At 68.7% G+C, this 12,253-nt stretch carries 12 protein-coding genes; 8 read left to right on the top strand and 4 right to left on the bottom strand.

Annotation, left to right across the window (positions count from 1 at the left end):
* From VF536_RS25840 to VF536_RS25860, 5 genes are all read left to right on the top strand, one after another.
* A partial coding sequence (locus VF536_RS25840; protein WP_331617822.1) for a DUF1800 domain-containing protein occupies positions 1-1,598 on the top strand: 1,598 nt, incomplete at its 5' end.
* A 22-nt stretch (positions 1,599-1,620) separates the two neighbouring features.
* Positions 1,621-3,015, top strand: coding sequence for a DUF1501 domain-containing protein (locus tag VF536_RS25845; protein ID WP_331617823.1), 1,395 nt, complete (start codon positions 1,621-1,623; stop codon positions 3,013-3,015).
* 608 nt (positions 3,016-3,623) lie between these two features.
* On the top strand, positions 3,624-5,147 hold the full coding sequence (locus VF536_RS25850; protein ID WP_331617824.1) for a DUF1800 domain-containing protein: 1,524 nt from the start codon (positions 3,624-3,626) through the stop codon (positions 5,145-5,147).
* Between the two features lie 43 nt (positions 5,148-5,190).
* The gene (locus tag VF536_RS25855) at positions 5,191-6,579 is read left to right on the top strand and encodes a DUF1501 domain-containing protein (protein ID WP_331617825.1); all 1,389 of its coding nucleotides are present in this window, start codon (positions 5,191-5,193) and stop codon (positions 6,577-6,579) included.
* 305 nt (positions 6,580-6,884) lie between these two features.
* A complete protein-coding gene (locus VF536_RS25860) occupies positions 6,885-7,508 on the top strand; it encodes a helix-turn-helix transcriptional regulator (RefSeq protein ID WP_331617826.1) in 624 nt (207 codons plus the stop codon).
* 4 nt (positions 7,509-7,512) lie between these two features.
* On the opposite strand, the gene VF536_RS25865 is transcribed toward VF536_RS25860, so the two are convergent.
* Positions 7,513-9,102 carry an alkaline phosphatase D family protein gene (locus tag VF536_RS25865; protein ID WP_331617827.1) on the bottom strand — a complete coding sequence of 530 codons (1,590 nt, stop codon included), beginning with the start codon at positions 9,100-9,102 and terminating at the stop codon, positions 7,513-7,515.
* A gap of 241 nt (positions 9,103-9,343) precedes the next feature.
* Between VF536_RS25865 and VF536_RS25870 the strand changes: the two genes are divergently transcribed.
* Both VF536_RS25870 and VF536_RS25875 read left to right on the top strand, forming a co-directional pair.
* Positions 9,344-9,601, top strand: coding sequence for a type II toxin-antitoxin system RelE/ParE family toxin (locus VF536_RS25870; RefSeq protein ID WP_331617828.1), 258 nt, complete (start codon positions 9,344-9,346; stop codon positions 9,599-9,601).
* Positions 9,585-9,914 (top strand): helix-turn-helix transcriptional regulator, encoded by a 330-nt coding sequence (locus VF536_RS25875; protein WP_331617829.1) that lies wholly within the window; start codon positions 9,585-9,587, stop codon positions 9,912-9,914. Before VF536_RS25870 ends, VF536_RS25875 begins: the two co-directional genes overlap by 17 nt.
* A gap of 36 nt (positions 9,915-9,950) precedes the next feature.
* Here VF536_RS25875 and VF536_RS25880 read toward each other — a convergent pair whose 3' ends face one another.
* From VF536_RS25880 to VF536_RS25890, 3 genes are read right to left on the bottom strand one after another with little or no spacing between them, the layout of a single operon-like run.
* Positions 9,951-10,340 carry a VOC family protein gene (locus VF536_RS25880; RefSeq protein WP_331617830.1) on the bottom strand — a complete coding sequence of 130 codons (390 nt, stop codon included), beginning with the start codon at positions 10,338-10,340 and terminating at the stop codon, positions 9,951-9,953.
* Between the two features lie 49 nt (positions 10,341-10,389).
* Positions 10,390-10,887, bottom strand: a complete 498-nt coding sequence (locus VF536_RS25885; protein WP_331617831.1) for a disulfide bond formation protein B — start codon at positions 10,885-10,887, stop codon at positions 10,390-10,392.
* Complete coding sequence (locus tag VF536_RS25890; protein ID WP_331617832.1) at positions 10,887-11,354, bottom strand: RidA family protein; 468 nt, start codon at positions 11,352-11,354, stop codon at positions 10,887-10,889. The genes VF536_RS25885 and VF536_RS25890 overlap by 1 nt, the downstream gene beginning before the upstream one ends.
* Positions 11,355-11,444: 90 nt before the next feature.
* Between VF536_RS25890 and VF536_RS25895 the strand changes: the two genes are divergently transcribed.
* A partial coding sequence (locus VF536_RS25895; protein ID WP_331617833.1) for a ComEC/Rec2 family competence protein occupies positions 11,445-12,253 on the top strand: 809 nt, incomplete at its 3' end.

A 12,253-nucleotide genomic window follows, 5' to 3' on the forward strand; every position in this document is an offset into this window, starting at 1 on the left:
TGCTCGCGGCCTGCGGCGGCGGCGGAGGCGACAGCGCCGCCGGCCCCGACAGCGATCCCCAGACCAACGTGCCCACGACCGAGCCCGAAGCGGCGCGCTTCCTCGGTCAGGCCGGTTTCGCCGCCAGCGCGGCGGATCTGACCAACGTGAAGACGGCCGGCGTCGCGCGTTGGCTGGAACAGCAGTTCGACGCCCCGCGCACGCAGAGCCACTACGACTGGCTCGTGGCCAAGGGCAAGGGCGCCGAGGCCAACCGCTACAGCCTGGACGGCGTCGACGCGACGCTGTGGCGCAAGCTGATCGCCTCGCCCGACCAACTGCGTCAGCGCGTGGTGCTGGCGCTGTCGGAGATCTTCGTCGTGTCGATGAACGGCCTGCCGATCGCATGGCCGCAGTTCGCCACCGCCGGCTACGTCGACATGCTCGAGGAGCGCTGCTTCGGCACCTTCCGTGAACTGATCGAGGGCGTCACGCTGTCCCCCGCGATGGGCGTGTACCTGGCCATGCGCGGCAACCGCAAGGAAGACGCCAAGACCGGTCGCCAGCCCGACGAGAACTACGCCCGCGAGGTGATGCAGCTGTTCACCATCGGCCTGAACCAGCTCAACGCCGACGGCACGCCCAAGATGGTCAACGGCAAGACCGTCGACACCTACACGCTGCAGCAGATCACCGACCTGGCGCGCGTGTTCACGGGCTGGGACTTCGACATCGATTCCGCCGACGTGAACGGCCTGGACTTCAGCTACATGAAGCGCCCGATGCGGCAGAACGCCTCGCGCTTCTCCACCGGCGAGAAGAAGGTGCTGGACGCCGTCGTCCCCGCGACCGCCGACGGCGCCGCCGCGATGAAGGTGGCGCTGGACACGCTGAGCGCGCATCCCAACGTCGGCCCCTTCATCGGCCGGCAGCTGATCCAGCGCCTGGTGGCCTCGAATCCGAGCCCCGCCTACGTGCAGCGCGTCGCCGCCGTGTTCGACAACAACGGCAAGGGCGTGCGCGGCGACATGCGCGCCGTGATCCGCGCGATCCTGCTCGACACCGAAGCCCGCCAGCGTTCGACCGCGCCCGGCGGCGGCAAGCTGCGCGAGCCGCTGCAGCGCATGATCCAGTGGGCGCGCACCGTCGGCATGGGATCGCCCGGCGACCTCTGGGCCATCGGCGACACCAGCAATCCCTCGTCGCGCCTGGGCCAGAGCCCGATGCGCAGCGGCTCGGTCTTCAACTTCTTCCGGCCCGGCTACGTGCCGCCCAACTCGCAGCTGGGCACCAACAACGTGACCGCGCCCGAGTTCCAGCTCTGCAACGAGAGCACCGTCGCCGGCTACCTGAACTTCATGCAGGGCCTGATCGGCAACGGCATCGGCGACATGAAGCCCGACTATGCCGCCGATCTGGCGCTGGCCGCCGACGCCCCCGCGCTGGTGCGGCGCCAGGCGCAGCTGATGGCCGGCGGCGACATCTCGGAAGCGACGATCACCACGATCGCCACCGCCGTCGCCACGATCAAGTCCGACACCGATGCCAACAAGCTGAACCGCGTCAAGGCCTCCTGGCTGATGGTGCTGGCAGCGCCCGAATACCAGGTCCAGAAATAACCCGCCGAGCGGAGTGCCGACCATGACCCACCTCTCCAAGCTTCCCGCGCTGCGCCGTCGCGAATTCCTCAAGCGCGCCTCGGCGGTGTCCATCGCCGGCACGGCCGCGCCCTGGGCGCTGCAACTGGCCACCATCGGTGAAGCCGCCGCGGCCGCCGCGCCCAACGACTACAAGGCCATCGTCTGCCTGTTCATGTACGGCGGCAACGACTACGGCAACACCGTCATCCCCTACGACACGGCGAACTACCAGGCCTACGCGAACATCCGCCAGGCCCTGGCGATCCCGCGCGACCAGCTCGCCGCCACGGCGCTGACGCCGTCCCTGGCGCTGCCCGACGGCCGCCAGCTGGCGCTCGCGCCGACGATGAACCGCCTCAAGCCGGTCTTCGACGCCGGCCGGCTCGGGGTGATGCTCAACATCGGTCCGCTGATGCAGCCGACGACCGTGGCCCAGTACAAGGCCGCCAACGTGCCGCTGCCGCCCAAGCTGTTCTCCCACAACGACCAGTCCAGCCTCTGGCAGTCGTCCCGGCCGGAAGGCGCGACCTCGGGCTGGGGCGGCCGCCTCGCTGACCAGTTCCTGTCCAGCAACGGCAACGCGACCTTCAGCTGCATCAACGTCTCCGGCAACGCCGTGTTCATGTCGGGCGGCCAGGCGGTGCAGTACCAGATGAGCGCCGGCGGCGCCGTCGCCATCAACGGCGCGAACCGCTCGCTGTTCGGCTCGGCCGCCTGCGCCGAAGCGCTGCGCGGCATGATCACCGGCGAGCGCCAGCACTGGATGGAGCAGGAACTGAACCGCGTCACCGCGCGCTCGGTCAACGCGCAGGGCACGGTCACCACCGCCCTGGCCACCACCACGCTGCAGACGCCGTTCGAGACCAACGGCAACGGCCTGGCTTCGCAGCTGCAGACGGTGGCCCGCCTGATCGGCGCCCGCGCCTCGCTGGGCGTGAAGCGGCAGGTGTACTTCGTCTCGATCGGCGGCTTCGACCTGCACGACAACCTGATGTCGCAGCAGCCGGTGCTGCTGGGCAACGTCGCCAGCGCGATGGCCAGCTTCGACGCCGCGCTCGTCGAGCTCGGCGTGGCCCCGAACGTCACGACCTTCACCGCCTCCGATTTCGGCCGCACGCTGAGCTCCAACGGCGACGGCTCCGACCACGGCTGGGGCAGCCATCACCTGGTGATGGGCGGCGCGGTGAAGGGCGGCCGCTTCTACGGCACGGCACCGACGGTCGCCGTCAACGGACCCGACGACGTCGGTCAGGGCCGGTTGTTGCCGACCACCTCGGTCGACCAGCTGGCCGCGACGCTGGCGCTCTGGATGGGCGTGCCGGCGACCGACCTGCCGAGCATCCTTCCGGGGATCGTGAACTTCACCCAGAAAGACCTCGGGCTTTTTGCGGCCTGATTTCGAACATCTCGTCGGCGATCGTCGGGACTGGCCGGTTTGTTCCGGCCAATTACATCGGGCGAAGTCGGCGAGGGGGAAGGGCAGCGTGGGGAAAGGACGCGTCTCGAACGCGTCGGCGCGATCGGGGTGTCGCGCTGTGAGATGTCGCACGAGTCGTTCGACGGCACCGGAAGAAGTACCGGGCGATCGACGCGAGTGCCGATGATCACGAGTCAAACGGGCGGCTGTCGAGGTCGAACGGCACGGTAACCGGATGCGTTTCCGGCCCTTTCCGCTGTTGCGGATCGGATGCTGATTTCGAGTGCGGGACTCTCTAGAGTCGCGGCCGTCAGCAGTACCGACGCACACCCACCATGTTCCGTTTCCCCTGGTCTTCCGCAGCCGTCACGGCTGCCGCCGCTGCCCTCAGCGCCTGTGGCGGCGGGGGAGGCGGCGGCGATTCGCCGGCCGCCCCGTCCGGCTCCGCGCCGACGCCCGACGGCACGCCCGCTCCCGCACCTTCGCCTGCACCGGCCCCAGCGCCTGGTCCGGCGCCGGCGCCTGGACCTGCCCCCGCACCCGAGCCGGCCCCGTCGCCCGCTCCGGCCGTCGGTGCCGCGCTCCCCTTGCCCAACGATGCCCAGGCCGCACGCTTCCTCGCGCAGGCCGGCTTCGCCGCGAGCGAGGCCGACATCGCCACGCTGAAGTCCGTCGGCTACAACGCCTGGCTGGACCTGCAGTTCCTCGCGCCGCGCACCGAGTCCCATTGGGACTGGGTGGTCCGCAACGGCTACACGATCGAGGCCAACAAGTATTTCTACTACAACGGCTTCTACAACTCCGTCTGGCGCAAGTTCATCAGCTCGCCGGACCAGTTGCGCCAGCGCATGGTGCTGGCGCTGTCGGAGATCTTCGTCGTCTCGGCGCTGGGCTTCGATTTCCCGTGGCGGACCATGACGATGACCGCCTACGCCGACCTGCTGGAGGAGAACGCCTTCGGCACCTTCCGCGGCCTGCTGGAGGCGGTGACGTTGTCGCCGGCGATGGGCGCCTACCTGGCGATGCGGGGCAGCAAGAAGGAAGACGGCAAGGGCCGGCAGCCTGACGAGAACTTCGCCCGCGAGGTGATGCAGCTGTTCACCATCGGCCTGGTGAAGCTGAACCTCGACGGCACGGTGCAGACCAGCGGCGGCCGTCCGGTCGAGACCTACGACCAGACGGTGGTCACGCAGATGGCGCGCGCCTTCACAGGCTGGGACTTCGACACCGCCGGCAACAGCGGCAGCCCCGAGTACGGCGTGATGCGCCGCCCGATGGTGCACAACGCCAGCAACTTCTCCACCGGCGCGAAGACGGTGCTGGGCGCGACGATCGCCGCCGGTGTCGACGGCCCCACGGCGTTGCGCCAGGCGCTGGACACGCTGGCGAATCATCCGAACGTCGGCCCGTTCTTCGGCCGGCAACTCATCCAGCGTTTCGTCTGCTCGAACCCGAGTCCCGCCTATGTGCAGCGCGTCGCGCAGGTGTTCAACGACAACGGGCAGGGCGTGCGCGGCGATCTCAAGGCCGTGCTGCGCGCGGTGCTGCTCGATCCCGAGGCGCGCCTGACCGAAGGCGGCGCCACCAACTCCGGCAAGCTGCGCGAGCCGGTGCTGCGTTTCGTCCAGGTGGCGCGCAACGTCGGCCTGACGTCGGCGGGGCAGTGGAGCATCTTCGAGACCACCGACGCGGAAAACCGGCTGGGCCAGAGCCCGTTCTTCAGTCCGTCGGTCTTCAACTTCTTCCGCCCGGGGTATGTCCCGCCGAGCTCGTCGATGACGGCGGCGGGCGTGACGGCGCCGGAGTTCCAGCTGGTCAACGAGGTGACGGTCACCGGTTATCTCAACTTCATGCAGAAGCTGCTGACCGACGGGCAGGGCGACGCGAAGGCGGACTTCAGCGCCGACGTGGCGCTCGCCGCCGATGCGCGCGCGATGGTGGCGCGCCAGGCCTTGCTGCTGGGCGGCGGCGGCGTGTCGGACGCGACGCAGCAGCGCATCGCGACCGCGGTCGGGACGATCGCGGCGACGACCGACGCCGGCAGGCTCAACCGCGCCCGCGCGGGCTGGATGCTGCTGCTGGCCTGCCCCGAATACCAAGTTCAGAAATGACCCGACGCCGCGCCGATCGCGCGGCCGTCACCGGAGACCGTTCATGGCTCATGTGTCCAAGCTTTCCTCGCTGCATCGTCGCGAGTTCCTCAAGCGCGCCTCGGCGGCGTCCGTGGCCGCGACGGCCGCGCCCTGGGCGTTGCAGCTGGGGGCGATCGGCGACGCCGCGGCCGCCACCGCCGGCGGCGACTACAAGGCGCTGGTGTGCGTGTTCCTCTACGGCGGCAACGACTACGGCAACACCGTGATCCCGTACGACGTCGCGGGTCACCAGGCCTACTCGGCGATCCGGCCGACGCTGGCGATCGGCCGCGACGCGCTCGCGGCCACGGCGCTGTCGCCGACGATCGCCCTGCCCGACGGCCGGGAGATGGCGCTGGCGCCGGGCCTGTCGGCGGTCAAGCCGGTCTTCGACGCCGGCCGGCTCGCGGTCATGCTCAACATCGGCACGCTGATGGCGCCGACCACGCTCGCCCAGTACAAGGCCGGCGCCGTGCCGCTGCCGCCCAAGCTGTTCTCGCACAACGACCAGTCCAGCCTCTGGCAGTCGTCCAACGTCGAAGGCGCGCGCACCGGCTGGGGCGGCCGCATGGCCGACCTGATGCTGTCGTCCAACGGACGCTCGGCGCTGACCTGCATCAACGTCTCGGGCAACGCCATCTTCCAGGCCGGCGACAGCGCCTTCCAGTACCAGATGGGCGTCAGCGGCAAGCAGGCGATCACGGGCATCGGCAACTCGCTGTTCGGCTCGTCGGCCTGCGCCAACCTGATGAAATCGCTGATCACCGAGGACCGCGCCCATCCGATGGAGAGCGAACTCAACCGTGTCACCGCGCGCTCCATCGACCTGCAGTCGACGCTGACCGGCGCGCTGGCGGGCGGCGCGGCGATGTCGACGGCCTTCGCGACCGACGCGCTCGCGCAGCAGCTGCGCATGGTGGCGCGGCTGATCGCGGCGCGCGCCTTGCTCGGGACGACGCGGCAGGTGTTCTTCGTGTCGGTGGGCGGTTTCGACCTCCACGACAACCTGACGACGCGCCACCCCGTGCTGATGCAGCAGGTGGGCGGCGCGCTGGCCAGCTTCGACAAGGCGCTGCAGGAACTCGGCATGGCGGACAAGGTGACCGCGTTCACCGCGTCGGACTTCGGCCGCACGCTCAGCAGCAACGGCGACGGCACCGATCACGGCTGGGGTTCGCATCATCTGGTGATGGGCGGCGCGGTCAAGGGCGGACGTTTCTACGGCACGGCGCCGTCGGTGAGCGTGAACGGGCCGGACGACGTCGGACAGGGCCGGTTGTTGCCGACGACCTCGGTGGACCAGCTCGCCTCGACGCTGGCGCTGTGGATGGGCGTGCCGCCTTCCGAGTTGAAGACGGTGCTGCCCAACATCGGCAATTTCGGCGGGGCGGACCTCGGCTTCATGGCCTGACGCACCATCGTGGGCCGACCATGAGCCAACGATGGCCCCGATGGATAGGGGTTTCTCCGCGATCGGGCCCCTCCCGGAATATCGCCGCGGAATCCGACATGGCCTGTTCCCCCAACCCTAGGGGGCGCCGTCCGTCAAGTTCCCCTACGCAAGACCCTGACGTTCTCCTAACATCCCGGTGAGGCCCCACGCACCCACAACGGCGACAAGACCGTGAGCAAGTCGAGGGCCGCGTTCCACGCACGCCCACCAGGGAGGCTGATATGGATGGAATGCTGGGGAGGACCCCGGAGTTGGGCCGGCTCATGTCCTATCGCGGGCCGGAACGCCGGCGGGGATCGCCGGATCGGTGGTGGCGCCATGCGCTGGAGGAGATCGACCTCGGGGTCTGTCTCGTCGCCGCCGAGGGACAACTGCTCTATGCCAACAGCACTGCGCGGCGGCAGCTCGACGAGACCTCGCCGCTGCAGATCGTCGACGGTCAACTGATCGCGTCGCAGCGCAACGACCAATTGCGACTGGAAAGCGCGCTGGCCGACGTGCAGCGCGGGCTGCGCCATCTCATCTGCCTGGGACGCGGACCGGGACGGCTGTCGCTGTCGGTGCTGCCGCTGCAGGACGGGCAGGGGCGGCCGTCGCAGGCGATGGTGGTGCTGGGCAAGCGCAACCTGTGCGGGGAACTGCCGATGCTGGCCTTCGCGCGCGAACACCAGCTGACGGCGGCGGAGCTGCAGGTGCTGCAATCGCTCTGTTCGGGGCTGCAGCCTCAGGAGATCGCCCAGCGCCACGGCGTGGCCATCTCGACCGTGCGCACGCAGATCGCGAGCGTGCGGGCGAAGACGGCGACCGAGAGCATCCGCGACCTCGTGTCGATGGTGGCGCAGCTGCCGCCGATGCAGGGCGTGCTGCGCGTGATGGAGCGGGTCTGAGGGATCAGGCGCGCTGGGGCTCCAGGACCTTCTTGTAGAGGGTCGAGCCCTCCAGATCCTTCAGGGTGACGGTCATCGCGCGGGTCCTGGCGTCGATGTCGACCTGGCCGAAGAACTGCGTGTCGGGCGCCGGCGCGGCGTTGGCAATGCCCGGACCCTTCTGATACGCGACCTGCATGCCGAAGGTGCCGTCGGCCTTGTTCGGGCCGAAGCCGCCGGCGTGCAACGGACCGGACACGAATTCCCAGAAGGGCAGGAAGTCGGTGTGCTTCGCCTTGGCGGGATCGAAGAAGTGCGCCGCGGTGTAGTGCACGTCGGCGGTGAGCCAGACGATGTTGTGCAGCTGGTGGCGTTTGATCTCGCTGAGCAGGCGCGCGATCTCCAGCTCGCGGCCGCGCGGCGCGCCGTCGTCGCCGTTGGCGATGGCCTCCCACTTGTCGCGGCCCTCGGCATCCTTGCCGTCGTTGACGTGCAGGCCGATCGGCATGTCGGCGGCGATGACCTTCCATACCGCCTTCGAACGCTTCAGCCCCTCGAGCAGCCACGCGATCTGCGGGCGGCCCATGAAGGCGCTCTCGGCGTTCTCTTCCGTCTGGAGGTTGGCGCTGTTGGGGCCGCGGTAGCTGCGCATGTCGACGACGAAGACGTCGAGCAGCGGCCCCTGCGGCAGGTGGCGGTAGATGCGTTCGCCCTCGGCGTCGCCGAAACGGCGCATCGGCGCGTATTCCTGGAAGGCCTTGGTGGCGCGAGCGACGAGCAGCGGGATGTTCTTCTCGGTGTAGCGGGCGTCGCCGGAGAGGTCCTTGCTGTCGGAGTAGTTGTTGGTGACCTCGTGGTCGTCCCACTGCCAGATCTGCGGCACGTCGGCCGACATGCGGCGGACGTTGGCGTCCATCAGGTTGTAGCGGTAGCGGCCACGGTACTCGTCGAGCGTCTCGGCGACCTTGCTGGTCTGCTCGGTGACGAGGTTGCGCCAGAGCGAGCCGTCGGGCAGCTTGATCTCCGCGGGGATGGGGCTGTCGGCGTAGATGGTGTCGCCGCTGTGCAGGAAGAAGTCGGGATTGATGCGGCGGATCTGCTCATAGATCTTCATGCCGCCCCATGACTCGTTGATGCCCCAGCCCTGGCCGCAGGTGTCGCCGCTCCAGGCGAAGCGGACATCGCGTGGGGCTTTCGTTCCTGGTGCGGCGGGCAGACGCAGATGCCCGGCGACGGGCCCGGACAGGACGCGTTCGTTGTGCAGGTCCTGCAGGACGACGCGATAGAAGATCTCCTGGCCGGCGGGCAGGCCGCGCAGGTCGATGCGGCCGGTGAAGTCGGAGTCCTCGAGCAGATGGGGCCCGCGCACGCGCTGCAGGTTGGCGAAGCTGGCGGTGGTGGACCACTCGAGCCAGAGGCGGCTCGGCCGGTCGCCGCGGGTCCAGACGATGGCGCCGTCGGCGATCGGATCGCCGGACTGGATGCCGTGCGGCATCTGCGGCCGCATCGCGTCGCGCGTGATGACGGCGGGGGCCTGCGCCCGTGCGCCGGGCAAGGTCAGCAGCGAGGCGCCGCCCAGAAGGCTGCTGGCGTGGAGGAAGCGGCGGCGGTCCATGCGGGTCTCCCGGCGAGATCGAGAAGAGGACAAAGGGGCGAAGCCCGCGATGCTGCCGGGAGGGTGTGACGGGGAGGTGACCTGGCCCCAATGAGGGTGGCTTTCAGCGCGCTTCCAACACACCTGCTCCCCCGTTCTCTCCCGCATGGGAGGGAACAGAAATCCAATGTTGATGGATATCAACGCTGCTCTACGGACATCAGATTAGCCTCGAAAAAACTAATCGAAACGTATAGCATCCATGAATCGCATCAACTGGACCGAGAAGGCAATGCGGCAGATGTTGAAGTTGCCACGCGATGCGGTGAAGGCGATTGCCGGCGCCGTCGTCATCGAACTGGCTGACCTCAAGGCTGCGCGCAACGTCAAACGACTGATGAACCATCCGTATGCCTATCGGCTGCGAGTCGGGGACTACCGCGTGTTCTTCGATTTCGCGGTCGAGGTCAGGATCGTCTCCATCGAGGAAGTGAAGAAGCGCGATGAACAAACCTATTGATTTCCAGACCATCCTCGGCGCCGACGGAACGCCCGCATTCGTCGTGCTCCCCTATGACGAGTTCGTGCGGCACTTCGAGGCTGTGGGCGATCTGATTCCTGACGCCGTTGCGCAGCTCGTGTTCAACGAGAACATGACCGGCGCGAAGGCGTGGCGCACGCACTTGGGACTCACGCAGCAGGTCGTCGCGGATCGGCTCGGGATCACGCAGGGCGCGTATGCGCAGCTGGAGGCGAGTGGACGCCAGCGGCGCTCGTCGCGGGAGCGGATTGCGAATGCGCTGGGCATCCGGCCTGGGCAGTTGAATTTCTGAGCGGCGATGGAATCCGTCGGCGTCAGCCGGCTGTTCTCACTGTCCCACTGGCGGCTCCCACAGCTCGACCTTGTTGCCTTCCGGGTCGATGACCCAGCCGAACTTGCCGTACTCGGAGTCGTCGCTCTTCTCGAGCACGTTGCAGCCCTCGTCGCGCAGCGCCTTCAGCAGCGCCGCGAGATCCGCCACGCGGTAGTTGATCATGAAGGGCGCCTTGTTCGGCCCGAAGCCGTCGCCGCCCTCGGCTGCGCCGATGGACCAGATCGTCGAGCCGCCCGTGGGCTGGCCCGCGTCGTCCGTCCACGTGAACGCCGCGCCGCCCCACGCCTGGACGTCGACGCCCAGATGCGTCTTGTACCAATCGCGCAGGACCGCAGGATCCTTGGCGTTGAAGAAGATGCCGCCAATGCCAGTGACTCGTTTCATGAAGGTTCTCCCGACAGGTTGATCGATCTCAAAGACATCGGCGCACGTCTCACCGACGATGCACCGCTCCGCGCTTGAGCGTCAGCAGACACAGCAGCGCGATCAGGGTGAACAGGGCGCCGCTCCAGATCTCATAAGGCAGACCGAGCAGCGAATACGCGGACGCTTCGCTGCAATTGGCCGTGACCATGAAGATGCTCGGGATCCGATCTTCCAGCTTGAACATCGTCAGCACGCGGTCCGCGAAGGTCATGTCGCAGCTGGCCAGCTTGGAGGCGACCTCGTGCTGGTAACCCGCGGCGAACAGGCCTGCCACGCCCAGCGCGCCCGACAGCAGCAGCGCCAGCACGCGCACGAACCCGACGCGCTGCAGCACCCAGCCCAGCGCGCTGACCGCGGCGATCAGCAGGAAGATGCCCCGTTGCATGACGCACCACGGGCACGGCTTGACGCCGAACTGGTACTGCGCCACCAGGGCCGCCGCCACGGCGGCGAGCGAGACCAGCGCGCTGAAAGCCAGCACGCGCGAAGCGGTCAGGGCGCGCATCAGTCGGCGATCTCGGCGATCAGCTCGATCTCGACGCAGGCGCCCAGCGGGATCTGCGCCACGCCGAAGGCGCTGCGCGCATGCGCGCCCTTCTCGGGGCCGAAGACCTCGCCGATCAGCTCGGACGCGCCGTTGGTCACCAGGTGCTGCTCGGTGAAGTCGCCGGTGCTGTTGACCAGGCTCATCAGCTTCACGACGCGCTTGACCTTGTTCAGGTCGCCGACCGCCGCGTGCAGCGTGCCCAGCAGGTCGATGGCGATCGCCCGCGCGGCCTGCTGGCCGGTCTGGGTGTCGGTGTCCTTGCCCAGCTGGCCCACCCAGGGCTTGCCGTCCTTCTTCGCGATATGACCGGACAGGAACACGAGGTTGCCCGTGCGGACGAACGGCACGTAGGCCGCGGCGGGCGCCGCCACCGGGGGAAGTTCGATGCCGAGCTGGGTCAGGCGGTCGTAGACGGAAGTGCTCATGAGGATCTGCGCGGAAGTGGAAAAAATCGCCGGGAATCCTACACCCCGGCATGGGGCTGGACACTCGTCCCGCTAGCGGCCCTGCTCGGCATGGGGCTGGTCCATCTGCTGCCGGAACTGCCCGGTCCCGCCGCCTGGCGGGCCTGGACCGTGGCCGTCGTGACGCTGGCGTTGACGATGACCTTGCCGTTCGCACGCCAGGCGAAGCTCCAGTGGCTGGCCTGGTCGATGCTCGCCGCGCTCGCCGGCTTCGGCCTCACCGCGGCGCGGGCCGAGGCGCGCCTGAGCGGTATGCCCTCGGTCGAGCAGGAGGGCCAGGTCATGACGCTCACCGGTCGCGTCGACAGCCTTCCCCAGCGCACGTCCGGCATCGGCGGCGTCGAGGGCTGGCGCTTCATCCTCGACGTCGATCCGACCGCCGTCGGCGACGGTGCACCGCCGCGCGTGCTGTTGTCCTGCTATCAGATGCCGCTTCCGCCGCGCGCCGGCGAGCGGTGGCGCCTGGACGTCAAGCTGCGCCGCCCGCATGGCCTCATGAACCCGCACGGCTTCGATCAGGCGCTGTGGATGCTCGACCAGGACCTGCCCGCCGCCGGCAGCTGTCGCAGCAAGGGACAGGAGCGGTTGGCGTACGGCGGCTTCAGCGTCGACGCCTTGCGACAAGCGATGCGCGACGCGATCGACCTGCAATTGAGCGAGCGGCGCGACCGTCGCGGTGCCGGCGTGCTCGCCGCGCTGAGCCTCGGCGATCAAGGCGCGGTGAATGCCGCCGACTGGGGGCTGTACCGCGACGCCGGCGTGTCGCATCTGCTCAGCGTCAGCGGCCTGCACGTGACCATGTTCGCGTGGCTGGCCGGCGCCGCCGCCGGCTGGGCCTGGCGGCGCAGCGCGCGCCTGTG

The sequence above is a fragment of the Roseateles sp. genome (assembly GCF_036486225.1).
In the GTDB taxonomy this organism is placed as follows: Bacteria; Pseudomonadota; Gammaproteobacteria; order Burkholderiales; family Burkholderiaceae_C; genus Roseateles.

Bases quoted from the DNA above. Each gene is read 5' to 3' on its own strand.
- VF536_RS25845 (WP_331617823.1), top strand. From the start codon at position 1,621: ATGACCCACCTCTCCAAGCTTCCCGCGCTGCGCCGTCGCGAATTCCTC.
- VF536_RS25855 (WP_331617825.1), top strand. From the start codon at position 5,191: ATGGCTCATGTGTCCAAGCTTTCCTCGCTGCATCGTCGCGAGTTCCTC.
- VF536_RS25860 (WP_331617826.1), top strand. From the start codon at position 6,885: ATGTCCTATCGCGGGCCGGAACGCCGGCGGGGATCGCCGGATCGGTGG.
- VF536_RS25865 (WP_331617827.1), bottom strand. From the start codon at position 9,102: ATGGACCGCCGCCGCTTCCTCCACGCCAGCAGCCTTCTGGGCGGCGCC.
- VF536_RS25870 (WP_331617828.1), top strand. From the start codon at position 9,344: ATGAATCGCATCAACTGGACCGAGAAGGCAATGCGGCAGATGTTGAAG.
- VF536_RS25875 (WP_331617829.1), top strand. From the start codon at position 9,585: ATGAACAAACCTATTGATTTCCAGACCATCCTCGGCGCCGACGGAACG.
- VF536_RS25880 (WP_331617830.1), bottom strand. From the start codon at position 10,340: ATGAAACGAGTCACTGGCATTGGCGGCATCTTCTTCAACGCCAAGGAT.
- VF536_RS25885 (WP_331617831.1), bottom strand. From the start codon at position 10,887: ATGCGCGCCCTGACCGCTTCGCGCGTGCTGGCTTTCAGCGCGCTGGTC.
- VF536_RS25890 (WP_331617832.1), bottom strand. From the start codon at position 11,354: ATGAGCACTTCCGTCTACGACCGCCTGACCCAGCTCGGCATCGAACTT.